Genomic DNA, 26,228 nt, shown 5'->3' with positions numbered 1-26,228 from the left:
CAGGCTCAGGGGGAGGTTCGGTGCAGGCGCAGGGCGGGGGATACGTCGTTCACGAGGGGTGCGACCACCTCTTCTTCGTGGGGTTTCTCGGGGCGGGCAAGTCGACGCTCGCCCGCAACCTCGGGAGCCTCTTCCACCGCCCCCACGTCGACACCGACCGTCTCGTCGAGCGGGCGCTCGGCAAGTCCGTCGCGCGCGCCTTCGCCGAGGACGGCGAGGCGGCGTTCCGCGACGCCGAGACCCGCGAGCTCAGGCGCCTTGCGGCCCGCAAGTCGCTGCTCGTGAGCTGCGGCGGCGGGATCGTGGAGCGCTCGGAGAACTGCGCGCTCATGCACGAGATGGGCACGGTCGTCTTTCTGGACGGAGACCTCGAGGACTCCCTGCGCCAGATCCGCTGCCCCGAGCGTCGCCCCGACCTGGGGACGGCCGAGCACGCCGCCGAGGTCTACCGCCACCGGCGCCCGCTCTACGAGGCGGCGGCGGACCTCACCATAGACATCAGAGCCAAGTCGTTCGAGCAGGTGGCCCACGAGGCCGGCCAGCTGCTCTGGGAAAGGGGCCTGCTATGAGCGAGCCTGCCGTCACGCCCGAGATTCGACCGCAGCGCCAGTGGGTCACGCTCCGGAGCGGCTCGATGGACGTCCGGGGCGGGTCGGGGATGCTCGACCACGCCGCGCACGACCTCCGCTCGCTCGTGGGGCGCCCGCACGCCTGCGCGCTCGTGTGCGAGCCCGGGGCTGCTCCCGCCCCTGTCGAGGAGTTCCGCCGCGACCTCTCCGACCAGGGCTTCGAGGTCCGCGCGCTCGAGATGCCCGAGGGCGGCTGCGACCTGGCCCGCGTCGAGGCGCTCGACGTCCTTCTCGCCGAGCGCGACATCACCGCGGACGACCTCGTGGTCGCCGTGGGCGGGCTCGAGACGCTCTCCGTGGCGTCCTTCGCGTGCGCGTCCTGGTGCGGGGGCGTGTCGCTTGCCGAGGTCCCGACCGACGTGGTGAGCGCGCTCGTGGCGGGCCCGAGCCCGCGCGCCCTCGACCTGCCGGGGCTGCCGCGCATGGTCTCGCACGACGGCGCCGCGCGCTTCTCGCTCATCGACCTCGAGCTCATCGGCGCCGACCCGGGCAGGGAGGAGACGCGCCTGGCGTTCGCGCTCATGGTCGCCTCGGCGATGGCGGACAGCGCCAAGGCCTTCGAGCGGCTCTGGGACGCCGCCGACGACGTTGCGGCGGGCGAGCCTGTCGCCCTGCTCACCCAGCTCATGGACACCGTGAAGAGCCGCGGCCGGGTGGTCTCCTCTAACGCCGTGGCCACGCGCCAGTCCATCTCCTACGGGCAGGACTTTGCCCGCGCCCTGCGCGCGGTGACCGCCGGCGCGGCCCCCGCGTCCGCCGCGCTCGCCGACGGCCTGCGCGTCGCGGCGCGCCTCGCCGTCGCGCAAGGGGTGCTCTCGATCGACGACATGCTCGCGCAGGACGAGCTGCTCGAGCGGCTGGGGGTGGGGACGACCGAGCTTCCCGTGGACGCGGGCGAGCTCGTGGCGGCGCTGCGCGCCGAGCGGTTCCGGCGCACCAACCGCTTCATGATGGCCATTCCGCGCGCGATCGGCCGCGTGCGCCCGGCCACGGTGACCGACGAGGAGCTCGTCGAGCACCTGGGCGCGTGGTGCGCCGCGCGGAGCGCGTGAGCGACCCGAGGTTCTTCTCGTCAGTTTTGTGTCAAAAGGAGCGAACATGGCAGACAGCAAGGCATGCGCGGGACGCGTCGAGCGCTTCCGCGCCCTCATGGCAGAGCGCGGCTATGACGCCGTCATCCTACGCAACAACCCCGACCTGCGCTGGCTCACGGGGGCCGAGCGCACCTTCGACGACGAGGTGGCCCACACGGCCGTGGTGACGCCCGAGCGCCTGTGGCTCCACACGGACTCGCGCTACTACAACACCTTCGTCGAGCGCCTGGGGGCCGACTGCGCCTGGGAGATCGACCAGGAGCTTGTGGCGCCCGCCGCCTGGGCGGCCGCGCGCGTGGCCGAGGCGCGCGCCCGCGTGGTCGCCGTGGAGGACACCTGCGACCTCGCGTTCTTTGACGCCTTCAACGCGGCGTGCGCCGCGGCCTCCGTGGCCTGCCTCACGCCGCGCCTGCACGGCGACCTCTGCGACCTGCGCTCGGTCAAGGACAGCGAGGAGGTCGAGCTCATGCGTCGTGCCCAGGAGGTGACCGACGCCGCCTTCGAGCACATCTGCGGCTTCATCCGGCCGGGCCTGACCGAGCAGGAGATTCGCGTGGAGCTGGAGAACTTCATGCTCTCGCACGGCGCCGACGGCCTCTCCTTTGGCACGATCGTCGCCACGGGCCCCAACGGGGCGAACCCTCACGCGCAGCCCGGGCCCTCCGTGGTCCAGCGCGGGGACCTCGTCGTCATGGACTACGGCGCGCTCTACCACGACTACCACTCCGACATGACGCGCACCGTGGCGGTCTGCGAGGCCAGCGCCGAGCAGCGCGCGGTCTACGACGTGGTGCGCCGCGCCCACGAGGCGTGCGCGGCCGCCGTGCACGCGGGCGTGGTGGGGCGCGACGTCCACGCGGTTGCGGTCGACGTCATCACCGAGGCGGGCTACGGCGACTACTTCAAGCACGGCCTTGGGCACGGCGTGGGCCTTGAGATCCACGAGCGGCCCAACTTCAACCGCGGCTGGGACCGCCCGGTGCCCGCGGGCTCGGTCGTCACCATCGAGCCGGGCATCTACCTGCCGGGGCGCTTTGGAATCCGCCTCGAGGACTTTGGCCTCGTGACGGAGGGGGGCTTCGAGCCCTTCACCCGCTCCACCCACGAGCTTGTGGTCGTGGGCAACTAGCGCGCCGCCGCGCCCCGCGTCTCGCCCTGCGTCGCGCCCCGCGTCTCGCCCTGCGTCGCGCCCCGCGTCTCGTGAAGAACGCGCGCAGACGCACGGGCGGTGCTAAAATACCCCGCTGTATGCGAGCACGAACAAGAAAGGCGTCCTATGGCAACCATCAGCACCGCAGACTTCAAGAACGGCATGGGCCTCAAGATCAACGACAAGTACTACACGATCGTTGAGTTCCAGCACGTCAAGCCCGGCAAGGGCGGCGCCTTCGTCCGCTACAAGATCCGCGACCTCAAGACCGGCCGCGTGATTGACCAGACCTGCAACGCCGGCACCAAGTTCGAGAACGTGCAGCTCATCACCAAGGAGATGCAGTACCTCTACAACGACGGCAACACCTACTACTTCATGGACAACGAGACCTACGAGCAGGTGGAGCTGCCCGCCGACTTCATCGGCGACAACGCCAAGTGGTTCAAGGAGAACGACAACGCGCAGCTCCTCTACGCCGACACCGAGCTTCTGGGCGTGGAGCCGCCCATGTTCATCGAGGCCGAGATCACCGAGACCGACCCCGGCTTCAAGGGTGACACCGTCCAGGGCGGCACCAAGCCCGCCACCATCGAGACCGGCGCCGTCATCCAGGTCCCGATGTACCTCAACCAGGGCGAGCACATCAAGGTGGACACCCGCACCGGCAAGTTCGTGAGCCGCGTCTAGCCCGCAGGACACGCGAGCGAGCCCGCGGGGCCAGGCGTCCCGCGGGCTTTTTCGTCGACCGCGCGCGGCGCGTGCCAACGGGTATACTGTACGGAATGACCGCATGATCTGTGCAAGGAGGGCATCCATGGCCGAAAGCGAGCTCACCGTCTCTGGCATCGGCATCTCCCGTGCCGTCGTCTCCACCATCGTCTCCCTCGCGGCTCGCCGCGTCGAGGGCGTGGCCTCCGTCGGCGGCAACGACATTGCCTCGAGCCTCATCTCGGTCTTCACGAGCAGGAGCGTCTCCCCGGAGAAGGCCGTCGAGTCCTCCGTCGAGGACGACAAGCTGCGCGTGACCGTGCACCTCGCCGTCTTCTACGGCTACCCCTTCACCAAGCTCGCGGCCGACGTCCGCGCCGCGGTCTCCGACGCCATCACCGAGCAGGTGGGCGTTGACGTCGCCGCGGTCGACGTCTGCATTGACAGCCTCGTCTTCCCCAAGGAGTAACTTGAGCACTCACTTTGGCGGGCGCACCCTTGCCCGCAGCCAGGCGCTTCAGCTTCTCTTCCAGGCTGAGGCCAACGCCCGTCCGGTCCTCGCCGTCCTCGACGGGGACTACGCCCTCTCGGAGGGCCCGCTCGACGACTACGCCCGCCGTCTTGCCGCGGGCGTCGACGAGAGCCGTCCCGAGCTCGACGCCGTCATCTCCGACCGCTCGACGAGCTGGTCGATCACGCGCATGAACGGCGTTGACCGCAACCTCCTGCGAATCGCCCTCTACGAGATGCTCCACGTCGACGAGGTCGCCATCGCGGTCTCCATCGACGAGTGCGTGGAGCTGGCCAAGGCCTACGGGACCGATGAGTCCGCCCGCTTCGTGAACGGCCTTCTCGGCCGTGTGGCCGACGACCTCGAGGCCGGGGTCGACGTGGTCGAGCGCGCGCACGAGCGCCGTGCGGCCGCCGAGGCTGCCGCCGCCGAGGCTGCGGAGGCCGTGGAGGCGGACGCCGACGCGCAGGACGCCGGGGACGCGCCCGCTCCGACCGGGGGCGAGCTTGCGGTCGAGCCCGCCGACCCCGCTGGGGATGAGGGCGCGGTCGAGCCTGCCGAGGGCGAGGGGGCCGAGGCCTGATGGCCCGCGTCGACGTCTCCGGATACAAGACTTTCGGCGAGATCAGCGGCCGCCTCGACGACATCGTGGCGCAGGTTCGTGACAAGGACGTCTCCCTCGAGCGCTCGCTCGACCTCTTTGACGAGGCCATCGCCCTTGGCTCGAAGGCCGTGAGCCTCGTCGACGCCACCGATTTCTCTCCCGAGGAGGAGGCGCGCCTCTCCGGCCCTGCCGAGCCGCCTGCCGGCGCGGACGCCGAGGCCGGCTCGCCTGCAGCGACCGGCGCGGACGGCCCCTCCGCGGACGGGCGCTAGGCCGTGCCCGCGCGCCGACGCCTCGACGTCGAGCTCGTCGAGCAGGGCTTCTTTCCCACGACCGACGAGGCGCTCCGATCCGTGATGGCGGGCGAGGTCTCCACTACGGACCGTCGCCTCACCTCCCCGGGGGAGCAGGTGCGCCCCGGGATCGAGCTTCATGTCCGCGGGCGCTCCGCCTACGTGAGTCGCGGCGGCCTCAAGCTGGAGCGCGGCCTCGACGCCTTTGGCGTGGACCCGACGGGGCTCTCCTGCCTTGACGTGGGCTGCTCTACGGGCGGCTTTACCGACTGCCTGCTCAAGCGCGGCGCCGCCTCCGTGGTGTCCGTCGACGTGGGCTACGCCCAGTTCTCCTGGGAGCTTCGCCGCGACCCGCGCGTCACGCTCCTCGAGCGCACCAACATCGTGGACGTGCCCGCGCTCGTGGGCACGGGCATTGCCGATCTGGCCGTCTGCGACGTGTCCTTCACGTCCGTGATCGCCGTGCTCCCGGCCGTGCTCGAGCTGCTGCGTCCGGGCGGCGTCTTCCTCACGCTCGTGAAGCCCCAGTTCGAGGCCGCTCGGGAGGACGTGGGCGAGGGCGGCGTGGTGCGCGACCCCCTGGTGCGCGCGGCGGCGCTCGAGCGCGTGCGCGAGGCCTTCGCGTCGTCGGGCCTTGCCGTGCGCGGCGCGTGCGAGAGCCCAATCACCGGGCACAAGGGCAACGTCGAGTACCTGCTCTGCGGCCAGCTTTCCGCGCGCTGAGCGCGCTGGCCGCCCGCCGGCCCGGATGGCGCCCGGTGACGGCCCTGCGGGAGCCGTCTCAAGTGTTGGGCACTTTTTTCGCGTCACACTGAGTACCCAACACTTGAGATACCCCTTTGAGCTGGGGAAGCTTCGGCGAAAAAAAGTTGGGTACTTCGCGTACCGCGAAAAAAGTGCCCAACACTTGAGACGGGCTGTCTGCGGGCGTCCCCAAGGGGCGCCAGGGCGACCTGGCCGGGGCCTGTGGCCCCGAACGGGGGAGTGCGGCGCCGCGTGGCATGCGGGTGCTACACTCGTGGTCGATTCCAAAACGAGGAGGAGACGCGTGAAGGTCCTGATCGTCCCCAACTACGTCCGCGAGGATGCCGTCGAGAGCGCACGGCGCCTCGAGGCCTGGCTCGACGCCGAGGGCATCGAGGTGGCCTGGGCGTGCGACAAGCGTCTCTTCCCGGACGCCACGACCGACGCGTCCGACTGCAGTCTCGTGGTCTCGCTCGGGGGCGACGGCACGCTTTTGCGCGCCGCCCGGATCGTTGGCTACTCGGGCACGCCCGTTCTGGGCATCTCCTACGGCCACCTGGGCTTTCTCACCGCGGCCAGCCCCGAGGACCTCATGGAGACGGTGCGCGACGCCCTCGCCGGCGAGCTGCACGTGTCTCGCCGGGCCACCCTCGACGTCGAGTGCGAGTTCGAGCGCCCGGACGGAGGCGTCGAGGTGACGCACACCTTTGCCCTGAACGACTTTGCGCTCTCCCGCGGCGGCGCGGGCGACATGGTGGAGTTCGACGTCTCCGTCTCAGGCAAGCACATCGACCGCCTGCGCGGCGACGGCTTCGTGGTCTCCACGGCCACGGGCTCCACCGGCTATGCGCTCGCCGCGGGCGGCCCCATCGTGACCCCCGAGTTCACGGGCATGGTCTGCGTGCCCATCGCGCCGCACACCATCATGGCGCGCGCCTTCCTCACCTCGCCCGCCGACGTCGTGGAGATCGAGATGAGCCCGGAGCGCCCGGCCATGCGCCACTTCTTCGCCGACGGCCAGCCGGTGCCTCACGCAGAGGGCTCCGTCGGCGTTCGCGCGCGGGTGAGGCGGGGCGCGGGCGACCTCGTTCTTCTCGACCGCAGCACGCAGAGCTTCTACGACTCGGTGTCGCGCGTCTTTTACGGGCAGGTGGGGAAGTAGATGATCGACGAGCTGCATGCCCGCAACGTCGCCCTGATCCGCGACGTCACGATTGAGCCCGCCCCGGGCCTCACCGTCCTGACGGGCGAGACGGGCGCTGGAAAGACGGCCCTGCTCTCCTCCATCAAGCTCCTCGTGGGGGAGCGCGCCGACGCGGGGATGGTCCGTGAGGGCTCGCCCGCGCTCGAGGTGGAGGGGCGGCTCTTCCTCCCCGGGGACGACGAGGACGGCACCGTGGTGCGCCGCCGCGTCTCCGCCGACGGCCGCGGCCGCGTCGAGCTCGACGGCCACATGGCGAGCGTCCGCGAGCTCGCCGCGCGCGTGGGCGCGACCGTCGACCTTTGCGGCCAGCACGAGCACCAGCGGCTTCTGGCGGCCCAGGCCCACGTTGAGCTGCTCGACTCCTGGGCGGGCGCTCCCGTCGCCGCGGCGCTCGAGGCGTACCGCGCGGCGCTCGACGCCGCACAGGACGCCGCGGCCGAGCTCGAGCGGGTGCGCGAGATGGGCCGCGCCACGGGCGAGCGTCTCGACGAGGCGGCCTTCGTGCTGCGGCGCATCGACGAGGTGGACCCGCGCGAGGGGGAGCTCGAGGAGCTCGAGGCCCAGCTGCCGCGCGCGGAGCACGGCGAGGCCCTCGTGGCTGCCGCCGGGGGCGCGCGCGAGCTGCTCGCCGCCGAGGGGGGCGCCTGCGACGCGCTCGCCGACGCCGTCCGGGTGCTCCGTGAGGCCGCGGGCTTTGACCCGGCGCTGGGCACGTGGGCCCAGGCCCTGGAGGGCGCGCTCATCGACGTGGAGGACGTGTCCTCGGAGCTTCGCGACTACGCGGACGAGGTGGAGTTTGACCCCGAGGAGCTCGAGCGGCTCCAGACGAGGCTCGCCTCCCTCGAGGGCCTCATGCGCGCCTACGGCCCGCGCATGGCCGATGTGCTCGCCCGCCGCGAGCAGGCTCGCGAGATCGTCTCCGCCGCGACCGACGGCGGGGAGCTCGAGCGGCGCGCCGCCGAGGAGCTCGAGCGCCGCGAGGCGGTCCTGGCCGAGGCGGCCGACGCCCTCGACGCCGCGCGCGCCGAGGCGGCCCCGCGGCTCGCGGCGGCGGTCACCGAGCAGATGGCGTACCTCGAGATGGGCTCGGCCGCGCTCGAGGTCGCCCAGGAGCGGCTGCCCCGCGCCGAGTGGGGCCGGCGCGGCCCCTCGCGCGTCGAGTTCCTCTACCGGCCCGCGGCGGGGCTCACGGCCCGGCCCCTGCGCAAGATCGCGTCGGGCGGCGAGGTGAGCCGCGTGATGCTCGCGACCAAGGTGGTCCTCGGCGAGGCGGACGACTGCGAGACGCTCGTCTTTGACGAGGTGGACGCCGGCGTGGGCGGCGCCACGGCGGTGGCGCTCGCGCGCGTGCTCGCCCGGCTCGCCAAGACGCACCAGGTGATCGTGGTCACGCACCTCGCGCAGGTGGCCGTGGCCGCCGAGCGCCACTACCTCGTGCGCAAGACGACGGGCGACGTGCCCGAGACCACCCTCACCCAGATTTCGGGCGAGGAGCGCGTGGCCGAGGTCGCCCGCATGCTCTCGGGCGACACGGGCGCCGCGAGCCGAGACCTCGCGCGCGAGATGCTTGCCGCGCGGGCGTGACGCGGCTGGGCGCGCCGCCGCACGTGCCGAGACCGGGCGTGCCGCCGCACGCGCCGCGGCCGCGGCCGCCGGGTGACGCCCCCGACCGCTCGCGGCCGACGCGCGACCGTGCGCGACCGTTTGCCGTTCGTTAACCAACCCGGCCCTGCGTTGTGACAGAATGACGGCCGTTGGACGAGGAGAGGAGCACGCACATGGCAGCGAGGAGCGAGCGGCGCGAGGGCAGGGGCCCCGGCAGGGCGGCGGAGGCCTCCCGGCACACGACGGAGATGAGCCGCCGCTTCGAGTCCGAGATCGCCCGCGCCCTCTCCGAGACGCGCGCCTTTGACGGCATCCCCGCCGCCCCGCGCGACGCCGAGCGGGCCGTCCCGGCGATCAGCGTGGTCGACGAGGACACCGTCGCCGCCGTGCTCGCGCGCGGGCGCGGCATCGCCTCGGCCTGCGACCTCACGGTTCTGGACTTTGCCTCCTTCACGCAGCCCGGCGGCGGCTACGACCGCGGGACCATGGCGCAGGAGCAGTCCCTGTGCGCCGCGAGCTTCCTCTACAACGTCCTCTCCCAGCGGCGCGACTGGTACGCCGAGAACCGTCGTCGCAACCTCAACTGCCACCTCTACCGCAACCGCGCGCTCGTGGTGCCCCGCGTGCGCTTTGAGCGCGACGGCTACCACTCCTACGCCGACGTCATCGTGGCCGCCGCGCCGGACGCTCGCCGCGCCCGCGAGGAGTACCACGTGGGCGAGGGCCCGCTCGCCGACGCCCTCGCCGCGCGGGTTCGCCTCGTGCTTGCGATCGCCGACGAGCTCGCGCACGAGCGCCTCGTGCTCGGGGCCTTTGGCTGCGGCGTCTTCGGCTGGGACCCGGCGCAGGTCGCCGAGGCGTTCCGCGCGGAGCTCGCCCGCGGCATGCGCGCGGTTCGCGAGGTCGTCTTTGCCGTCCCGTCCCGCCGCGCGGACGAGAACCTCGACGTCTTCTCGCACGCTCTCGCCACCTTCCCGGAGCGCAACCCCGAGCCCTATCGCACTCGCGCCGAGCGCGCCGCCCAGGCCGCCCGCGAGAGCGCCGTCGCGCCCGAGCCCGAGGAAGACGACTGGCGCCGGTACCTCTGACGTCCGCCTCGCCCCGGGCGAGAAGAACCGCGCCTCGCCCCGGGCGGCCCGCCTGTCGTCCGGCCTCCACGCGCCTCGCTCGAACTCACGCTTTTGACGCGACGGGCGTGACTTCGAGCGAGCTTCTTCTGTCATCTCGCTCAAAGTCACGTTCTGCGGGCCGGAAGCGTGACTTTAGACGCGCTCTCTTCAAGCTCACAGAAAGTCACGTTTCAGAGCCGCAAAGCGTGACTTTCAGTGAGGCGGTGCGGGCGGCTCGCTCAAAGTCACGGTTTCGCAGCCTAAAGCGTGACTTTCGACGAGGTTGCGGCGCCAGCTCACAAAAAGTCACGCTCTCGCGACCACCCTGCCGCTCCCGCCACCGCCCCGCCCCGTGCGTTGCGCCCGCGTAAACCACTGTTTCGCTCTTGCGTCGGATTCGGCGAACGGCGCCGCCCACCCCCTCGCCCCGCGCTACCATGAAATCCCGTGGAAGCGAAACGGATTCTACGGGAGGTCCCCATGGCAAAGCACATCTTCGTGACCGGTGGCGTCGTCTCGTCGCTCGGCAAGGGCATCACGGCGGCATCGCTCGGGCGGCTGCTCAAGGCACGCGGCTACAAGGTCATGATGCAGAAGGCAGACCCCTACCTCAACGTCGACCCGGGCACGATGAGCCCGTTCCAGCACGGCGAGGTCTTCGTCACCGAGGACGGCTACGAGTCCGACCTCGATCTCGGCCACTACGAGCGCTTCATCGACGAGAACCTCACGCGCGAGTCCAACTTCACGACGGGCGCCATCTACCAGAGCCTCATCTCCCGCGAGCGCGCCGGCGACTTCCTCGGCGGCACCGTGCAGGTCATCCCTCACGTCACGGACGCCATCAAGGAGCGCTTCCGCCGCATCGAGGAGCAGACCGGAGCCGACGTGGTGATCACCGAGCTCGGCGGCACGATCGGCGACATCGAGGGCCAGGCCTTCGTCGAGGCCATCCGCCAGTTCCGCCGCGAGCAGCCCGCCGAGGACACCTGCCTCATCCACGTGAGCCTCGTGCCCTACATCGCCGCCGCCCACGAGGTCAAGACCAAGCCCACGCAGCACTCCGTCCGCGAGCTGCGCTCGATGGGCGTCCAGCCCGACTTCATCGTCTGCCGCTCCGACCACGAGGTCGACGCCTCCATCCGCGCCAAGATCGCGAGCTTCTGCGACGTGCCCGCCGACCACGTCTTCGAGAACTCCGACTGCCCCTCGATCTACGACGTGCCGGCGCACCTCGCCGGCCAGGGCTTCGACCTCAAGGTCTGCGAGCGCCTGGGCCTTGCCCCCCACGAGTGCCACATGGAGGGCTGGTACGGCTTCACGAGCGCCATGCGCGCGGCCAACGCGCGCGAGGACGCGACGCGCATCCGCGTGGTGGGCAAGTACACGCAGCTCCCGGATGCCTACCTCTCGATCATCGAGGCGCTGCACCACTCCGGCGTGCTCTTTGGCCGGCACGTGGACATCCAGCTCGTGGACGGCGAGACGCTGGACGAGAAGAACGTCGAGGAGGTGCTCGGCGACGCCGACGGCATCCTCGTCCCCGGCGGCTTTGGCCTGCGCGGCATCGAGGGCAAGATCTGCGCGGCGCACCGGGCGCGCGTGGGGCGCGTGCCCTACCTCGGCGTCTGCCTGGGCCTGCAGGTCGCGGTCTGCGAGTTCGCGCGCAACGTGTGCGACCTCGCCGGCGCGAGCTCGGCCGAGTTCGACCCCAAGACGCCGCACCCCGTGATCGCCATCATGCCCGACCAGGCCGAGATCACCGACAAGGGCGGCACCATGCGCCTCGGCGCCTACCCGTGCAAGGTCGTCGCCGGCACGCTTGCCGAGGAGGCCTACGGCGAGCCGCTCGTCTACGAGCGCCACCGCCACCGCTACGAGGTCAACAACGCCTACCGCGACCGCCTGACCGCGGCCGGGCTCACCATCTCGGGCCTCTCGCCCGACGAGCGCCTCGTGGAGATGGTGGAGCTTCCCGAGGACGTGCACCCCTGGTTCGTGGCGAGCCAGGCCCACCCCGAGTTCAAGAGCCGCCCGGACCGCCCGGCGCCGCTCTTCCGCGAGTTCGTGCGCGCCGCGATCGCGCACCACGAGGGCTGCGACCGCCACGACGTGACCCCTCGCTAGCGCGGCCGAGAAGGACCTCGCCATGGACCTCTCCCGCGCCCGCGACGAGTACCTGGGCTACCTCGCCGTCGAGCGGGGGTGCTCGGACAACACCATCGCCGCCTATGGCCGCGACCTCGAGCGCTACGTGGCCTGGCTCGCCGAGCGCGGCGTCACCGACCCCGAGGCCGTGACCCGCGAGCTCGTGGAGGAGCACGTGGGCGCGCTCATGGAGGCGGGGCTCGCCCCGGCCTCCGTCGAGCGAGCGGTCTCGGCGATCAAGGGCCTCCATCGCTTCATGGTGACCGACGAGCTCTGTGCGGCCTTCCCGACGTCGGACCTCCCGCTGCCGGCAAAGCCCGCCCGCCTTCCCGACGTCATCTCCGTCGACGACGCGGCGCGCCTGCTCGACCAGCCCTTCCCGCAGACGCCCGCGGGCCTGCGCGACCGGGCGGCCCTTGAGGTCCTCTACGGATGCGGCCTGCGCGCGAGCGAGCTCTCGGGGCTCGACGTGCGGGCGGTCCTGCTCGACGAGGCGCTGCTCAGGGTCTTTGGCAAGGGCTCCAAGGAGCGCGTCGTCCCCCTCATGGGCACGGCCCTCTCGGCGCTCGAGGCCTACCTCGACCGCGGGCGGGGGGCGCTCGCGGGCGCCCGGCCCTCGCCGGCGGTCTTTCTCAACGTGCGCGGCGGGCGCCTCTCCCGCCAGTCGGTGCACGCGATCGTCGAGAAGTACGGGCGCGCGGTGGGCCTCCCCGGCCTTCACCCCCACACCTTGCGACACAGCTTCGCGACGCACCTCCTCGAGGGCGGGGCCGACCTGCGCGTGGTGCAGGAGCTTCTGGGCCACGCGAACATCGCCACCACGCAGCTCTACACCCACGTCGACCGGACCCACGTCCGCCGCGTCTACCTCGCCGCCCACCCTCGCGCCCACCGCTGAGGCACGGGAGGCGGGGCGCCGTGACGGGGCGCCCCGCCGCCCCACGCCTGAGCTGGGCTTTTGCTGCCTCAGGGAGCTGGGACGGCGCCACACCATGCCTGAGCTGCGAATTCATGGCATCATCACAAGACGTTTCGGCAAAACCCGAACGAATTGCGCAGAGAGGGGAGTGACCTTGTGGTCCACCTCTCCGCGGGGCGCTATATCTGGGGGTCGGAGTCGCCCCGGGCACCGTTCGGAGGCTTCTTTCAACCGCTGTGTGTGGCTAGGTGTGTTCTTGTGGAGCAAAGTGTCGCAATCGAGGTATAGTTAGTCCACGCTCCGTTCGGGGGCAGGCTTTGTCGTCTCGAATCGAAGGGAGGGTGTGGATGCTCACCGGGTCGTATCCGATGTCCGTGGATGCCAAGGGACGCATCACCCTCCCCGCCGTCTTCCGCAAGCAGCTCGTGGAGGACGAGAAGAGGACGATCAAGCTCATCCCCTACGGCGGACGCGTGAACGGCTTCACCCCCGAGGGGTTCAAGCGGTTCGTCGACGGCCTCTTCGAGGTCGGCGGCGAGCAGTACGACGCCCGCGACCCCCGTCAGGAGAAGCTCAAGCGCGGTCTCACGGCCCGTGCGGTGGAGGTCGACATCGACTCCGCCGGTCGCGTGGCCCTGGGCAAGCTCGACGCGAGCCGAGCGGGAACGCGCGAGAGGTTCGGCCTGTTCGGCGAGGTCGTGGTGGTGGGCGCGGACGACCACTTCGAGGTGTGGGACGCCACGGAGTGGGAGGCCGAGCAGGAGAGCCTCGACGAAGAGCTCGATGCCCTTCTCTACCACGCCTAGGGGGTGACGGTCTTGACAACAGAAGAGTTTCGGCACGTACCCGTGATGCTCGACGAGGTTCTGTCCGAGCTCGACCCGAAGCCGGGAGAGGTGGTCTGCGACTGCACCCTCGGCGGGGCCGGGCACTCGGTGGAGCTGGCGAGGCGGGTCGCCCCGGAGGGGCTGTCGCTTGGCATAGACCAGGACGACGTCGCCCTCAGGGCCGCGACCGAGCGCCTCGCGCGCGAGGTCCCGGAGGCGAGCGTGCGCCTGCTCAAGGGCAACTTCGGCGACCTCGACGACCTGCTCGTCGAGGCGGAGGTCCCCGGGGTGGACTGCTTCCTCTTTGACCTCGGCGTCTCGTCGCCGCAGCTCGACACACCCGAGAGGGGCTTCTCGTTCCATGAGGACGCCCCGCTTGACATGCGAATGTCGGGGAACAACACCCTAACCGCAGCAGAGGTCGTTAACACCTACAACGAAGCTGACCTCACCCGAATTCTTCGCGTGTACGGGGACGAGCGCTTTGCGGGCCGGATTGCCCGTCGGATCGTGGAGCGCCGCGCCAAGGCGCCCGTCGAGACGACGCTCGAGCTCGTGGACTGCGTCAAGCAGGCCATCCCGGCAGCGGCGCGCCGCCACGGGGGACACCCCGCCCGGCGCACCTTCCAGGCCCTGCGCATCGAGGTCAACCATGAGCTCGACGTGCTCGACCGCGGCCTCAGGGCGGCGGTCAGGTGGGCCAACCCGGGTGGCAGGATCTGCGTCATCTCCTACCACTCGCTCGAGGACCGCATCGTGAAGCACGTCTTCTCGGAGCTCTCCCAGGGGTGCACCTGCCCACCGGACCTTCCGGTCTGCGTGTGCGGTCACGTGCCGATCCTCGACGTTAGGACCAGGCGCCCACTCGTCGCCACAGACGAGGAGGTCGCGGCCAACCCGCGCTCGCGCAGCGCTCTCATGCGCGTGGCGGTGCGGCTCGAGGCCTAGGAACCAGGAGTAGCCGGCGAGAGCCGTCTACATACAGACGAAGCACCACCGCACCACGAACGCAGCTCAAACGCAGCACCATCGAACACACAACGCAGCACGGCCACCACGAGCACACAACAAGGTCGCGCCCCCCGTAAGGGAGCAAGGCGAACCTGCCAGGCAAGCAAGGGCGCGGCCCAGGGCCGCAGGCGAAGAGGGAATGAAGCATGAGGTACCAGGGTTCTGAGGCATACAGCATGGGCGCCCCCGAGGACGCGCGCCCGCGCGCCGCGGCGCGCCCGCGCCCGTCGCTTGAGGTCGTCGCCGGCGGTGGGCTCGACGCCCAGGCGCGCCGCGGGGTCTCCCCGCAGTTCGTCGCGCGCGTGCGCTCGGTCCTTCTCGTCGCGGGCCTGCTCATCGCGCTCGGGATCGCCCGCGTGGCCCTCACCTCCGCCACCGTCGGCGTGCTCCAGGCCAACTCCGACCTCAAGGAGGAGATCGAGACCGCCCAGACGCTGAGCAACGACCTCAGGATCGAGCGCTCCGTGCTCTCGAGCAACACGCGCATCGCCCGCATCGCGACCCAGAACTACGGCATGGTGCTCTCCGCGAGCCACGCCACCGTCTCCCTCGACGACACGTCCGCCGAGGCCGCGCAGGCGTCTGATGGGGATGCTGCGCAGACCGCCGCCGAGGCGAGCGGGACCGCCGCCGTGAACTAGACTGTGACCCGTGAGTCGCAGAGACAGACAGAGCCGCCCCAGGCGGCGTTACCACCCGGAGGCCTCGTATGACGAGGCCTCTCGTGCGCGTTATCGGGTGAGGTCGCAGCGCCCCGGCGGGTCGGGGAGCGGCGGGTCCGACCATGGCATCTCCGTGACGCGCCGGGTGCTCTTTGCGGGGCTGGGGATCGCTGCCGCCCGGCTGGCCTGGCTCCAGCTCGTGGACGGGCCGTCCCTTGCCGAGAAGGCCGAGGCCCAGCGCACCAACCGGGTCACGCTGCACGCCCGCCGCGGCACCATCTACGACCGCAACGGCAACGTCCTCGCCATGAGCGAGGAGTGCAGCACCATCTACGCCAACCCCGAGGTCATCACCGACCCCTCCGGCGTGGCCGACGCGCTCGTGAGCGTGCTGAAGGGCAAGAAGAGCGACTACCTGCCCCTGCTCACGCAGGACACGACCTTCGTCTATATCAAGAAGCAGGTCGACCAGGAGCTCGCCGACAAGCTCTCCGACCTCCTGCGCAAGCGCGAGCTCACGGGCATCTACTTCCTCGAGGACACCAAGCGCGTCTACCCCTACGGGACCACCGGCGCGCAGGTGCTCGGCTACGTGGGCAGCGAGGGCCAGGGCCTCTCCGGGCTCGAGTACTACTACGACGACCTGCTCACGGGCGTGGACGGAGAGATGATCGTGGAGACGGGCCTCTACGGCACGCCCATCGCGGGCGGCGTCTCCCAGGTGACGGAGGCCCAGGACGGCACCGACATCGTCATCTCGCTCGACATCGACCTCCAGCAGGCGTGCGAGGCGGCGATCGTGCCGGCCATCGAGACCTACAGCGCCGACTCCGGCTCGGTCATGGTCACCGACCCCTGCACCGGGGAGATCCTCGCGGCCTGCTCGACGCCCCTGCCCGACTTCTCCGACCTCGAGGACGCCTCGGCGCTCAACCTCAAGCTCGTCTCGAGCTCCTTCGAGCCGGGCTCGATCTTCAAGGTGCTCACCACCTCCATCGGCATGGAGCTCGGGCTCTTCACGCCCGACACCTCCTACGGGGTCCCGGCCGCCTACAAGGTCGGCGACTCCTACGTCACCGACGACGACGGCCGCAGCGTGCCGGCGAGCATGACGGTGCGCGAGATGCTGCGCCGCTCGTCAAACACGGGCATGGCACTGCTCGCGCAGGAGGTCATCGGGACCGAGGCCTTTGCCGAGGGCATCGCGCGCTACGGCATCGGCCAGCTCACCGGCATCGACTTCCCGGGCGAGGTCGAGGGCATCGTCAAGACCCCCGAGGAGTACGACGGCGCCACGCTCGGCTCGATGGGCTTTGGCCAGGGACTCGCCATCCCCATGGTCCAGATGGTGCGCGCCTACAGCGCCGTGGCCAACGGCGGCGTGCCCACGACCCCTCACTTCCTCGTGACCAAGGGGGACGAGGAGGCGAGCTGGGCGCAGCAGGACCGCGTGATCTCCGCCGACACGGCCGCGGCCGAGGCGAGCATGATGCAGACCGTCGTCGACGAGGGGACGGCCAAGAACGCCCGCATCGACGGCTACCAGATCGCGGCCAAGACGGGCACGGGCGAGCAGGCCGCCGAGGGCGGCGGCTACGCGTCGGCGAGCTTTCTCGGTTCGCTCTGCGGCTTCGTGAACGTGCAGGACCCCGAGGCGCTCGTCTACGTGGGCCTGAACGGCATCCCGCACCTGGCCTCCGACTCCTCCGCGCACGTCTTCAAGGAGATCATGACCCAGACCATCAGCATCATGGGCATCTCGCCCGTCTCGTAAGGCAAGCACCGCGGGCCCGGCCCCCTGCGCCCGCCTGACCAAGGGAGTAACGATGATACGCATGTCCATCGCGGAGCTCGCGCGCGCCACGGGCGCGGCCGTGCTCGTGGAGGGCGCGCGGGGCGTCGAGGGCGAGGTCGTCATCGACTCGCGCGAGGCGGGCCCCGGCTGCCTCTTTATCGCCTTCGCGGGGGAGCGCGTGGACGGCAACGCCTACCTTGCGCCCGCCGCCCGCGCCGGGGCCGCCGCCGTGGTGGCCACCGCCGAGGTCCCCGCCGAGGCGCTCGAGGCCGCGCACGCGGCGGGCTGCGCGGTCCTGCGGGCCGAGGGCGACGACGGCGAGGAGTTCATGCTCCGCCTCGCCGGCGCCTGGCGCGCGCTGCACCCCGACTGGCTCGTCCTCGCGGTCACGGGGTCGGTGGGCAAGACCACGACCAAGGAGATGCTCGCCGCGGGCGTGGGCGCCACCCGGCGCTGCCACGCCACGCGCGGTAACTTCAACAACCTCATCGGCCTGCCGCTCACCGTGCTCTCGGCGCCCGAGGACGCCGAGGTGCTCGTCTGCGAGCTCGGCATGAACCACCTCCACGAGATCGAGCGCATGAGCCGCGCCTGCCGCCCGGCCCTCGCCGCGATCACCAACGTGGGCACGAGCCACATCGGGATCCTCGGCAGCCGCGAGAACATCGCGCGCGCCAAGGCCGAGGTCGTGAGCGGCCTTGTCGCCCACGACGGCGTGGGCCCCGCGCTCGCCCTGGCCTCCTCGGGCGACTTCACGCCCTTCATCGCCGAGCGCTTCTGCGCCCCGGCGGGCGTCGAGGTGCTCCCCGTGGGCACGGGCGCGGGCGACCTCGTGCGGGCGGGCGAGGTCACCCTCGACGCCTGCGGCCGCGCGCGCCTCACCGTCAGCTGCGCCGACGGGTGGTCGCGCGAGGTGCGCCTCTCGCTTCCGGGTGCCAAGATCGTCGACGACCTTCTTTTGGCCCTGGCGCTCATCTGGCGAGCGGGCCTCGACCGCGACGCCGCCGTGGGGGCCATCGAGCGGATGGAGGCCACGAGCATGCGCCTCGACGTCCGCACGGCCGCCTCGGGCGCGCGCGTGATCGACGACTCCTACAACGCGGCGCCGGCCTCCATGGCCTCGTCGCTCGACGTGCTCTGCTCCATGGACTGCGCGGGCCGGCGCATCGCCGTGCTCGGCGAGATGGGCGAGCTCGGGGACGAGGCGGCGCGCCTCCACGGCTACGTGGGCGCCTACGCTGCCGCCAAGGGCGTCGACCTGCTCGTCCTCATTGGGGGCGAGCTCGCCGCCGAGGTGGCCGAGGCCGCCCGCACGATGGGCCTCTCCGAGGACGCCATCGAGTCGTTCCCCACGGTCGATGACGCCGCGCGCGTGATTGGCCCGGTCCTTTCCGACGGTGACCTCGTGCTCGTCAAGGCGAGCCGCGCCGCCGGGCTCGACGCCTTCGTGAAAGGGGTGCTCGCCCTATGATCGGATCGCTTCTCGGTTCTCTCGACTATCCCACTTATCAGGTGTTTCTTGCCGTTGGCGTGGCCGCGCTCGTGACGGGGCTCGCGATGCCGCCCTTCATCCGGCTCATGCGCCACGAGGGGGTGGGCCAGCAGATCCGCGCGGACGGCCCGCAGCGCCACCTCGTCAAGCAGGGCACGCCCACCATGGGCGGCATCATCATCCTCGCGGGCGTGCTCGTCTCGGTGGCGCTCGTCGCCGAGTGGACGCCCGCCCTCGTGCTCGCCGTGGCGGCGATGCTCGTCACCGGGTCGCTCGGCCTGCTCGACGACATCGAGTCCGTGGCCCACGGCCGCTCGCTCGGCCTCACCCCCTCCCAGAAGATGGCGGGCCTCGTCCTCATCTCGGTGGTCTTCTGCCTTGTGGCGGTCAACGTCTGCGGGATCGACCCGTCCGTGCGCTTCCCCGGGGGGTTCGCCATCGACCTGGGCGTGCTCGCCTCGAGCTTTGAGGTGGGCGGCGCCACCGTGTCCGTGCCCTGGCTCTACGTGCTCTTCACCTTCCTGCTCATGGCCGGCCTCTCCAACGCCGTGAACCTCACGGACGGTCTTGACGGCCTTGCGGGCGGCTGCACCATGGTGGTCATGCTCTTCATGGCCATGGTGGCCTTCCGCTGCGAGGAGCTGCCGCTCGCGATCTTTGCCGGCGCCATCGCGGGCGCCTGCGTGGGCTTCCTCTGGCACAACTGCTACCCGGCCTCGATCTTCATGGGCGACACGGGCTCGCTCGCCCTGGGCGCGGCCTTCGCCGCCCTCGCGATCCTCACCAAGACGGAGGTCACCTCCCTCATCATGGGCGGCCTCTTCGTCTTCGAGGCCCTCTCCGTCATGATCCAGGTGACGAGCTTCAAGCTCACCGGGCGGCGCGTCTTTCTCATGACGCCCATTCACCACCACTTCGAGCAGAAGGGCTGGGCCGAGACGAAGGTCGTCATCCGCTTCTGGATCGTGACCGCCGCCCTCGCGGCCCTCGGCTTTGCGCTCTACTTCCAGCTCGGCTAGGAGGCACCCATGACCGCGACCAACAAGGCGCGCCTCGGCGCGACGCTCGTCCTGGGACTCGGCAAGACCGGCGAGTCCGTCGCCCGCTACCTCGCCTCGCTCATGCCCGGGCGCGTGAGCTCCGTGACCCTCTACGCGGGCGCCTCGTCGGGCCCCGACGAGCGGGCGCGCGCGCTCGAGGAGGCGGGCGTCACCGTGGTCCTGGGCACCGAGCGCGTCGAGGGCTCCTATGACCTCGCCGTGGCCTCCCCGGGAATCCCCGAGACCTCCGCCTTCTTCCGCTCGGCCGCCGCCTGCGCGACGGAGGTCATCGGCGAGCCCGAGCTGGCGTTCAGGGAGAGCCCGGAGCGCTGGGTCGCCATCACGGGCACCAACGGGAAGACCACCACGACCTCGCTCGCGACGCACCTCCTGCGCGCGGGCGGCCTTGCGGCCGAGGCCGTGGGCAACATCGGCACCCTCATAACCGACCGCGTGGCGGAGCGGCCCGCGGACGGCTGGTTCGTCGCCGAGCTCTCGAGCTTCCAGCTCGCCTGCACGCGCACGCTCCACCCGCGCGCCGCGGTCCTGCTCAACGTCACGCCCGATCACCTCGAGTGGCACGGCACGATGGAGGCCTACGCCGCCGCCAAGGAGCGCGTCTTCGCCAACATGGACGGCTCCGACCTCGCCGTCGTCTCCGTGGACGACGACTTCTGCCGGGCCGCGGCGGGGCGCCTCTCGGCGCGCGGCCTCGTTCCCTGCGAGCTCTCCGTCGAGCGCGAGCCTTCCGGCCCGCGGGCGGCCTTCCTCAGGGAGGGCCTGCTCGTCGTGCGCCTGGACGGCGTCGAGCGCGAGCTCCTGCCCGCGTCCGACCTCAAGATCTTTGGCCGTCACAACGCGCAGAACGCCCTTGCCGCCGCGGCCGTGGCGCTCTTCCTCGGCGTGGCCGAGAAGGACGTCTGCGCGGCCCTGCGCTCCTTCGCGCCCATCGAGCACCGCATCGAGCCCGCCGGCGAGGTCGCCGGCGTGCGCTACGTCAACGACTCGAAGGCCACCAACACCGACTCCGTGGAGAAGGCGCTCACGGCCTTTGACGCGGGGAGCATCGTGGTCCTTCTCGGCGGGCACGACAAGATGACCGACCTCACCTCGCTCTCGCGCGCCGTGTGCGGGCGCTGCCGCGTGGCCGTCTGCTACGGGGAGGCGGGGGAGCGCATCGCCCGCTCCCTCGAGGGCGAGCGCGACCGAGAGGGCGCCGCGCTCGAGGTCCTGCGCGCCGCCCACCTGCGCGAGGCCTTCGACGCCGCGCGCGCCTGCGCGCGCCCGGGTGAGACCGTGCTCCTCTCGCCCGCCTGCTCCTCCTTCGACGAGTTCGCCAACATGGGCGAGCGCGGCCGTCTCTTCAAGGAGCTCGTGCGCTCCCTCTCCGAGGGCGAGGCCTAGGGCGTGGGCGCGCTCAGGCTGACAGGGCGGCGCGGCCCCAGCCGCCGCGAGCGCTCGGCGAGGGGCGCCGGGCGCGAGGAGCGGACGATCTTCGGCGTGCCGGAGCGCTTCATGCGCCCCCGGCTCGTCCTTCTCGCCGTGACGGCCATCCTCGTGGGCTTTGGCCTGCTCATGGTCTACTCGTCCTCCTCGGTGACGGCGCTCGCCGAGAACGGGGACGCCGCCTACTACCTCAAGCGCCAGGCCATGATGGCCCTGCTCGGCCTTGTCGCGGCGGGGGTGATCGTCCACTTTGACTACCACACGTGGTGCCGGACGCTGCTCACCCCGATCTGGGTCCTCACCGTGATCTTGCTCGCCCTCGTCTTCACCCCCTTTGCGGGCGGGGACGCCTACGGCGCCAACCGCTGGATCACCGTCGCGGGCTTTCAGCTCCAGCCCTCGGAGTTCGCCAAGCTCACGATCGTCCTCACGGGCGCCAACGTGGCGCAGCGCTACTTCGAGGAGGGCTCGATCACCTGGCACGACTTCCTCATGCTCATGGCCCTGGGCGTGGGCGTCCCGCTCGTGCTCATCGTGGCGCAGCCCGACAAGGGCTCCACGATGGTCCTGGGCCTCACCCTCGTGGTGATGGGCTACCTCGCGGGCGTCCCCAAGCGCTTCCTCGCGTTCTTCCTCGTCCTGGGCCTCGTGGGCTTTGTGGCCCTCTCCCTGAAGGACGACTACTCGCGCCAGCGCCTCCTCACGATGCTCGACCCCTGGAAGGACCCCTACAAGACCGGCTACCAGCTCATCCAGGGCTTCTATGCCTTCGGGTCGGGCGGGCTTCTGGGCGTGGGCGTGGGCTTCTCGCGCCAGAAGTACTCCTACCTGCCCATGGCGCACAACGACTTCATCTACGCCGTGATCGGCGAGGAGTGCGGCTTTGTGGGCGCGCTCGGCCTGCTCGTGGGCTTTGGCGTCTTCGCCTGGGCGGGCCTCAGGATCGCCCGGCACGCGCCCGACCTCGCCGGCCGGCTCATCGCCGCGGGCTGCACCTCGCTCATCGTGGTCCAGACGCTGCTCAACGTGGCGGGCGTCCTGGGCATCTTCCCGCTCTCGGGAAAGCCCATCCCCTTCATCTCCTACGGCGGCACCTCGATCACCGCGAGCATCATGATCGCGGGCATGATCGTTTCGGTGTCCGCCCACTCGCGCCTGCCCGAGACCGCCCACGACAGCGCCCGCGGCTCCTGGCAGGTGGAGGGCGGCGCCCGGGAGGGGTCGCGCGCCGGCGCGGGCCTCTCCTTCGTGGGCGAGCCGTCCCCGCGCTCGGAGCGCCCCTCGGGCGGCCGCGCGCGGCTCACCGTGGTGGACGGCGGAGGGGGCACCGGCCGCGGCACCCGTGCGCCCGGCGGGCGGCAGGCCCCGCGCACGGAGGGCCGTCGCTCCGGGCGGGCCGCCTCGCGCGGCCCCTCGGGCGCCCGGGGCCGGGGCGCGGCCGGCGGCAGGCAGAGGATCGACCTTGGGCCCAGCGCGTCCGACCGCCTTCGCGGCCGCGGGCGGGGCTCGGGGAACAGACGCTAGGAGGGTCCATGGGCAGAGGGCAGCTTGAGGTCGCGATCGCGGCGGGCGGCACGGCCGGACACATCAACCCCGCGCTCGCGCTGGCGGAGGAGCTGCGCGACCGCGGCCATCACGTGCGCTTCTTCGGGCAGACGGCCAAGCTCGAGGGGCGGCTCGTCCCCGAGGCGGGCTTCGAGCTCGTGCCCGTGGTGGTCTCGGGCTTCGACCGCGCCCGCCCCTGGACGCTCGTGAGCTCGCTCGTGCGCATGCGTCGCGCGCAGGCGCAGATCGCGCGCCTCTTTGCCGACGAGGGCGCGCCCGACGTGGCCGTGGGCTTTGGCGCCTACGTGGAGATGCCGCTGCTTGCCGCCTGCCGCAGGGCGGGCGTCCCCTACCTGCTCCACGAGCAGAACTCCGTTCCGGGCATGGCGAACAAGGCGCTCGCGCCGCACGCCGAGACGGTCTGCATCTCGGTCCCGGCCGCGCGGGAGGCCTTCGAGCGCGAGGGCGGGCGCGGCCCGGCCGTGGTGCTCACGGGCAACCCCGTGCGCAGGAGCGTCACCGGCGCGAGCAGGGAGGCGGGTCGCGCGGCCTTTGGCGTGGGCGAGGGCCAGACGCTGCTGCTCGTCTTTGGCGGCTCGCTCGGCGCCGCCCACGTGAACGAGGCCGTCTGCCGGCTCAAGGACGAGCTCCTCTCCCGCGAGGGGCTCGTGGTGGTGCACTCCACGGGCGCCGACGGCTTCGACGAGACGGTCTCGGCCCTCGCGCTCACGCCCGCCGAGCAGCTCCGCTGGCGCGTCATGCCCTACATCTCCAACATGGGCGAGGCCCTGGCCGCGGCCGACCTCGTGCTCAGCCGCGCGGGCGCGTCCTCGATCGCGGAGATCGCCGCGCTCTGCGTGCCGAGCCTGCTCGTGCCCTACCCGCACGCCACGGCCGACCACCAGACCACCAACGCGCGCTTCCTCACCGACGCCGGGGCCGCCGTGCTCGTGCCCGACGCCCGTCTCGACGAGCCCGTCTTCCCCCAGGAGCTCCTGGGGCTCCTGGACGATGGCGCCAGGCGCGCCCGGATGCGCGAGGCGGCCCGGGGCCTTGCCCAGGGCAGCGCCGCCTCCGCCCTCGCAGACCAAGTGGAGAGCGCCCGTCGCCGTTAGTTGAGGCCCTCTCATCGGCTACAGTAGAGGGGTCCGCGCGCGGGCCCAGCGCCCAGCGCCACGCACAGGACGGAAGGCAGAGCATGTCTGACAACACCACCATCTCGAGCGCTCACTTCATCGGCATCGGGGGGGCGGGCATGAGCGGCATCGCCCTCGTGCTCCACGAGCGCGGCTGCAAGGTCACCGGGTCCGACCTCAAGGCGTCCCACTACGTCCGCGAGCTCGAGGCCGCCGGCATCGACGTGCGCGTGGGGCACGAGGCCGCCACCATCGACGAGGTCGCGCCCGAGGTCGTCGTCACCTCGACGGCCATCCCCGAGTCCAACCCCGAGGTCATCCGCGCACGCGAGCTCGGCATCCCCATCTGGCCGCGCGCCAAGATGCTCTCCTGGCTCTCGGGCACGCAGCGCACCGTGGCCGTGGCCGGCACGCACGGCAAGACCACCACGTCCTCCATGATCGCCACCATGCTCGACCGCATGGGGCTCGACCCGTCGTTTCTCATCGGCGGCGTCGTGGAGGGCTACGACACCAACGGCCGCAACGGCTCGGGCGAGCACTTCGTCTGCGAGGCGGACGAGTCCGACGGCTCCTTCCTCTACCTCAACCCGAGCGTCGTGGTGGTGACCAACATCGAGGCGGACCACCTCGACCACTACGGCACCCTCGAGAACATCGAGAAGACCTTCTGCACGTTCATGGGCCTCGTGGGGGAGGAGGGCACCGTCGTCGTCAACGGCGACGTCGCCCACGTCGCGGACCTTGCCCGCTCCACGGGGCGGCGCGTGGTGACCTACGGCTTCGACGCCTCCTGCGACTACGTCTGCCACGCCGGCCCCGCCGGCCACGGCCTCGCGAGCAACTTCGAGGTCGAGCTCCCCTCCGGCTCCCGCGTCCCCGTGACGATCAGCTCCAACCCCGGCCGCCACAACATGGCCAACGCCACCGCGGCGATCGCCGTCGCCGACGTGCTCGGGCTCGACGTGCCGGCCGCCGCCTCCGCGCTCAGCCAGTTCAAGGGGGCCCGCCGCCGCTTCACCCACGTGGGCGACGTCGCCGGCGTGACCGTGGTGGACGACTACGGCCACCACCCGACCGAGGTCGCGGCCACCCTGGGCGCCGCCCGCGAGCTCGGCTTCTCGCGCGTCGTCTGCGTCTTCCAGCCGCACCGCTACAGCCGCACCCAGAGCCTCGCGCGCGAGTTCGGCCCCGCCTTCGACGCGGCCGACGTGCTGCGCGTCATGGACGTCTTCCCGGCCGGCGAGCTCCCCATCCCCGGGGTCTCCGGCAAGACGATCGTGAGCTCCGTGCGCGAGCACGGCAACGTCGCGGACGTGGCCTACGTCCCCAACCGCAAGGCCCTCATCGAGGGGCTCTGCGACCTCGTGCGCCCCGGCGACCTCCTCATCACGCAGGGCGCGGGCGACGTCACCTCCGTCGGCCCCGCCTTCATAGAGGCCATGCGCGAGCGAGAGGACGGCCGTCGCTCGTGAGCGTCCACAACGCCTACCTGACGCTCTCGGGCGCCATCAGCGCCGAGGTCCGTCTCGACGAGCGGCTTTCCCGCCACACGAGCTACCGCATCGGCGGCCCGGCCGCGCTCTACGTGGCGCCTCGGACCTACGAGGCCCTCAAGCGCACGCTCGCCGTGCTCTCCGACGAGGCCGTGCCCTGGGTCATCCTGGGCCGCGGCTCCAACCTGCTCGTGTCGGACGCCGGGTACGAGGGCTGCGCGATCAGCCTTGCCGGGGAGTTCTCCCGCGTGCGCGTGGGCGAGGGCGCCACCATCACGGCCGGCGCCGGCGCCGCGCTCTCCCAGCTCGTGAGCACCGCCATGAAGGAGGGCCTCTCGGGCCTCGAGTGCTGCGCGGGCATCCCGGGCAGCGTGGGCGGCGCCGTCTCCATGGACGCGGGCACGCGCCGCCAGTGGATCGGGCGCCGCGTCCGCGACCTCGTGGTCCTGCGGCCGGACGGCACCATGCACCGCTACGCGGGCTCGGACGTCGAGTGGGGCTACCGCTCGACGTCGCTGCCCACCACAGAGATCATCCTCGAGGCCACCTTCGAGCTTGCGCCCTCCACCAAGGAGGCCGTGACGGCCGACATGGAGGAGCGCCTGCGCGAGCGCCGCGCCTCCCAGCCGCTCGGCGCCCCGAGCTGCGGCTCGGTGTTCCGCAACCCGCCCGACGGCTCCGCGGGCGCCCTGATCGAGTCCTGCGGGCTCAAGGGCGCCTCCCTGGGAGCCGCCCAGATCTCCTCCGAGCACGCCAACTTCATCGTCAACCGCGGGGGCGCCACCGCAGCCGACGTCATCGGCCTTATCGCCCGCGCCCACGACGAGGTGCTCCGCCGCCACGGCGTCGACCTTGCCTGCGAGGTCAAGCTGCTCGGCTTTGGCGCATAGGGGGAGCCATGGCACGAGACGAGAGCAGGCGGCCCACCCCCCGCCAGAAGCCGCCCAAGGCGCCGAAGGCGCCCAAGTCCAAGGCCGAGAGGCCAAAGCGCGAGAAGGCGCCCAAGCCGCCCAAGGCCCCCAAGGCCCCCAAGGCCCCCAAGCCCCAGAAGGCCAAG

At 71.5% G+C, this 26,228-nt stretch carries 24 protein-coding genes; all 24 read left to right on the top strand.

The window, feature by feature from the left end; translation table 11 throughout:
• Positions 1 to 20 precede the first annotated feature (20 nt).
• On the top strand, positions 21 to 569 hold the full coding sequence (locus B5F84_RS05540) for a shikimate kinase (protein WP_087321694.1): 549 nt from the start codon (positions 21 to 23) through the stop codon (positions 567 to 569).
• Complete coding sequence (locus B5F84_RS05535; RefSeq protein ID WP_087321692.1) at positions 566 to 1,681, top strand: hypothetical protein; 1,116 nt, start codon at positions 566 to 568, stop codon at positions 1,679 to 1,681. The genes B5F84_RS05540 and B5F84_RS05535 overlap by 4 nt, the downstream gene beginning before the upstream one ends.
• A gap of 46 nt (positions 1,682 to 1,727) precedes the next feature.
• Positions 1,728 to 2,852: an aminopeptidase P family protein gene (locus tag B5F84_RS05530; protein ID WP_087321691.1), complete on the top strand. Its 1,125-nt coding sequence runs from the start codon at positions 1,728 to 1,730 to the stop codon at positions 2,850 to 2,852.
• A gap of 147 nt (positions 2,853 to 2,999) precedes the next feature.
• Positions 3,000 to 3,563 carry an elongation factor P gene (efp, locus tag B5F84_RS05525; RefSeq protein WP_087321689.1) on the top strand — a complete coding sequence of 188 codons (564 nt, stop codon included), beginning with the start codon at positions 3,000 to 3,002 and terminating at the stop codon, positions 3,561 to 3,563.
• A gap of 127 nt (positions 3,564 to 3,690) precedes the next feature.
• On the top strand, positions 3,691 to 4,053 hold the full coding sequence (locus tag B5F84_RS05520; protein ID WP_087321688.1) for an Asp23/Gls24 family envelope stress response protein: 363 nt from the start codon (positions 3,691 to 3,693) through the stop codon (positions 4,051 to 4,053).
• 1 nt (position 4,054) lies between these two features.
• Positions 4,055 to 4,678 carry a transcription antitermination factor NusB gene (gene nusB, locus B5F84_RS05515; RefSeq protein WP_087321686.1) on the top strand — a complete coding sequence of 208 codons (624 nt, stop codon included), beginning with the start codon at positions 4,055 to 4,057 and terminating at the stop codon, positions 4,676 to 4,678.
• The gene (locus tag B5F84_RS05510) at positions 4,678 to 4,971 is read left to right on the top strand and encodes an exodeoxyribonuclease VII small subunit (RefSeq protein WP_087321683.1); all 294 of its coding nucleotides are present in this window, start codon (positions 4,678 to 4,680) and stop codon (positions 4,969 to 4,971) included. The genes nusB and B5F84_RS05510 overlap by 1 nt, the downstream gene beginning before the upstream one ends.
• 3 nt (positions 4,972 to 4,974) lie before the next feature.
• Complete coding sequence (locus B5F84_RS05505) at positions 4,975 to 5,715, top strand: TlyA family RNA methyltransferase (RefSeq protein ID WP_087321681.1); 741 nt, start codon at positions 4,975 to 4,977, stop codon at positions 5,713 to 5,715.
• Between the two features lie 325 nt (positions 5,716 to 6,040).
• The gene (locus B5F84_RS05500) at positions 6,041 to 6,898 is read left to right on the top strand and encodes an NAD(+)/NADH kinase (RefSeq protein ID WP_087321679.1); all 858 of its coding nucleotides are present in this window, start codon (positions 6,041 to 6,043) and stop codon (positions 6,896 to 6,898) included.
• The gene (gene recN / locus B5F84_RS05495) at positions 6,899 to 8,524 is read left to right on the top strand and encodes a DNA repair protein RecN (protein WP_087321677.1); all 1,626 of its coding nucleotides are present in this window, start codon (positions 6,899 to 6,901) and stop codon (positions 8,522 to 8,524) included.
• 194 nt (positions 8,525 to 8,718) lie between these two features.
• The gene (locus B5F84_RS05490) at positions 8,719 to 9,633 is read left to right on the top strand and encodes a TIGR02452 family protein (RefSeq protein WP_087321675.1); all 915 of its coding nucleotides are present in this window, start codon (positions 8,719 to 8,721) and stop codon (positions 9,631 to 9,633) included.
• Positions 9,634 to 10,134: 501 nt separating this feature from the next.
• Positions 10,135 to 11,781 (top strand): CTP synthase, encoded by a 1,647-nt coding sequence (locus B5F84_RS05485; protein WP_087321673.1) that lies wholly within the window; start codon positions 10,135 to 10,137, stop codon positions 11,779 to 11,781.
• Positions 11,782 to 11,803: 22 nt separating this feature from the next.
• Positions 11,804 to 12,700 carry a site-specific tyrosine recombinase gene (locus B5F84_RS05480; protein WP_087321671.1) on the top strand — a complete coding sequence of 299 codons (897 nt, stop codon included), beginning with the start codon at positions 11,804 to 11,806 and terminating at the stop codon, positions 12,698 to 12,700.
• A gap of 368 nt (positions 12,701 to 13,068) precedes the next feature.
• Complete coding sequence (locus tag B5F84_RS05475; RefSeq protein WP_087321669.1) at positions 13,069 to 13,527, top strand: hypothetical protein; 459 nt, start codon at positions 13,069 to 13,071, stop codon at positions 13,525 to 13,527.
• A 3-nt stretch (positions 13,528 to 13,530) separates the two neighbouring features.
• Positions 13,531 to 14,496, top strand: a complete 966-nt coding sequence (gene rsmH / locus B5F84_RS05470; RefSeq protein WP_255375236.1) for a 16S rRNA (cytosine(1402)-N(4))-methyltransferase RsmH — start codon at positions 13,531 to 13,533, stop codon at positions 14,494 to 14,496.
• Positions 14,497 to 14,705: 209 nt separating this feature from the next.
• Positions 14,706 to 15,200 carry a cell division protein FtsL gene (locus B5F84_RS05465; RefSeq protein WP_087321665.1) on the top strand — a complete coding sequence of 165 codons (495 nt, stop codon included), beginning with the start codon at positions 14,706 to 14,708 and terminating at the stop codon, positions 15,198 to 15,200.
• A 154-nt stretch (positions 15,201 to 15,354) separates the two neighbouring features.
• Positions 15,355 to 16,995, top strand: a complete 1,641-nt coding sequence (locus tag B5F84_RS05460) for a penicillin-binding protein 2 (protein WP_239378265.1) — start codon at positions 15,355 to 15,357, stop codon at positions 16,993 to 16,995.
• Positions 16,996 to 17,047: 52 nt separating this feature from the next.
• On the top strand, positions 17,048 to 18,487 hold the full coding sequence (gene murF, locus B5F84_RS05455; protein WP_087321662.1) for a UDP-N-acetylmuramoyl-tripeptide--D-alanyl-D-alanine ligase: 1,440 nt from the start codon (positions 17,048 to 17,050) through the stop codon (positions 18,485 to 18,487).
• A complete protein-coding gene (gene mraY / locus B5F84_RS05450; protein ID WP_087321660.1) occupies positions 18,484 to 19,527 on the top strand; it encodes a phospho-N-acetylmuramoyl-pentapeptide-transferase in 1,044 nt (347 codons plus the stop codon). The genes murF and mraY overlap by 4 nt, the downstream gene beginning before the upstream one ends.
• 9 nt (positions 19,528 to 19,536) lie before the next feature.
• On the top strand, positions 19,537 to 20,952 hold the full coding sequence (gene murD / locus B5F84_RS05445) for a UDP-N-acetylmuramoyl-L-alanine--D-glutamate ligase (protein ID WP_087321658.1): 1,416 nt from the start codon (positions 19,537 to 19,539) through the stop codon (positions 20,950 to 20,952).
• Between the two features lie 3 nt (positions 20,953 to 20,955).
• The gene (gene ftsW / locus B5F84_RS05440) at positions 20,956 to 22,518 is read left to right on the top strand and encodes a putative lipid II flippase FtsW (RefSeq protein WP_239378264.1); all 1,563 of its coding nucleotides are present in this window, start codon (positions 20,956 to 20,958) and stop codon (positions 22,516 to 22,518) included.
• An 8-nt stretch (positions 22,519 to 22,526) separates the two neighbouring features.
• Positions 22,527 to 23,654 (top strand): undecaprenyldiphospho-muramoylpentapeptide beta-N-acetylglucosaminyltransferase, encoded by a 1,128-nt coding sequence (murG, locus tag B5F84_RS05435; protein WP_087321656.1) that lies wholly within the window; start codon positions 22,527 to 22,529, stop codon positions 23,652 to 23,654.
• 83 nt (positions 23,655 to 23,737) lie between these two features.
• Entirely contained in the window at positions 23,738 to 25,150 is a 1,413-nt protein-coding gene (murC, locus tag B5F84_RS05430; RefSeq protein ID WP_087321655.1) for a UDP-N-acetylmuramate--L-alanine ligase, read from the top strand.
• Positions 25,147 to 26,061, top strand: coding sequence for a UDP-N-acetylmuramate dehydrogenase (gene murB, locus B5F84_RS05425; RefSeq protein ID WP_087321654.1), 915 nt, complete (start codon positions 25,147 to 25,149; stop codon positions 26,059 to 26,061). Before murC ends, murB begins: the two co-directional genes overlap by 4 nt.
• Positions 26,062 to 26,228: the final 167 nt, after the last annotated feature.

Source organism: Olsenella sp. An290 (genome assembly GCF_002159535.1).
In the GTDB taxonomy this organism is placed as follows: domain Bacteria; phylum Actinomycetota; class Coriobacteriia; order Coriobacteriales; family Atopobiaceae; genus Thermophilibacter.
This window is presented reverse-complemented; position numbering and strand designations above follow the sequence as displayed.

Excerpts from the sequence above, each read along its gene's own strand:
- murD (WP_087321658.1), top strand. The coding sequence starts at position 19,537 with ATGACCGCGACCAACAAGGCGCGCCTCGGCGCGACGCTCGTCCTGGGA.
- murG (WP_087321656.1), top strand. The coding sequence starts at position 22,527 with ATGGGCAGAGGGCAGCTTGAGGTCGCGATCGCGGCGGGCGGCACGGCC.
- efp (WP_087321689.1), top strand. The coding sequence starts at position 3,000 with ATGGCAACCATCAGCACCGCAGACTTCAAGAACGGCATGGGCCTCAAG.
- B5F84_RS05465 (WP_087321665.1), top strand. The coding sequence starts at position 14,706 with ATGAGGTACCAGGGTTCTGAGGCATACAGCATGGGCGCCCCCGAGGAC.
- B5F84_RS05475 (WP_087321669.1), top strand. The coding sequence starts at position 13,069 with ATGCTCACCGGGTCGTATCCGATGTCCGTGGATGCCAAGGGACGCATC.
- B5F84_RS05510 (WP_087321683.1), top strand. The coding sequence starts at position 4,678 with ATGGCCCGCGTCGACGTCTCCGGATACAAGACTTTCGGCGAGATCAGC.
- B5F84_RS05530 (WP_087321691.1), top strand. The coding sequence starts at position 1,728 with ATGGCAGACAGCAAGGCATGCGCGGGACGCGTCGAGCGCTTCCGCGCC.
- B5F84_RS05490 (WP_087321675.1), top strand. The coding sequence starts at position 8,719 with ATGGCAGCGAGGAGCGAGCGGCGCGAGGGCAGGGGCCCCGGCAGGGCG.
- recN (WP_087321677.1), top strand. The coding sequence starts at position 6,899 with ATGATCGACGAGCTGCATGCCCGCAACGTCGCCCTGATCCGCGACGTC.
- murC (WP_087321655.1), top strand. The coding sequence starts at position 23,738 with ATGTCTGACAACACCACCATCTCGAGCGCTCACTTCATCGGCATCGGG.
- mraY (WP_087321660.1), top strand. The coding sequence starts at position 18,484 with ATGATCGGATCGCTTCTCGGTTCTCTCGACTATCCCACTTATCAGGTG.
- murF (WP_087321662.1), top strand. The coding sequence starts at position 17,048 with ATGATACGCATGTCCATCGCGGAGCTCGCGCGCGCCACGGGCGCGGCC.
- B5F84_RS05535 (WP_087321692.1), top strand. The coding sequence starts at position 566 with ATGAGCGAGCCTGCCGTCACGCCCGAGATTCGACCGCAGCGCCAGTGG.
- B5F84_RS05480 (WP_087321671.1), top strand. The coding sequence starts at position 11,804 with ATGGACCTCTCCCGCGCCCGCGACGAGTACCTGGGCTACCTCGCCGTC.
- B5F84_RS05485 (WP_087321673.1), top strand. The coding sequence starts at position 10,135 with ATGGCAAAGCACATCTTCGTGACCGGTGGCGTCGTCTCGTCGCTCGGC.
- B5F84_RS05520 (WP_087321688.1), top strand. The coding sequence starts at position 3,691 with ATGGCCGAAAGCGAGCTCACCGTCTCTGGCATCGGCATCTCCCGTGCC.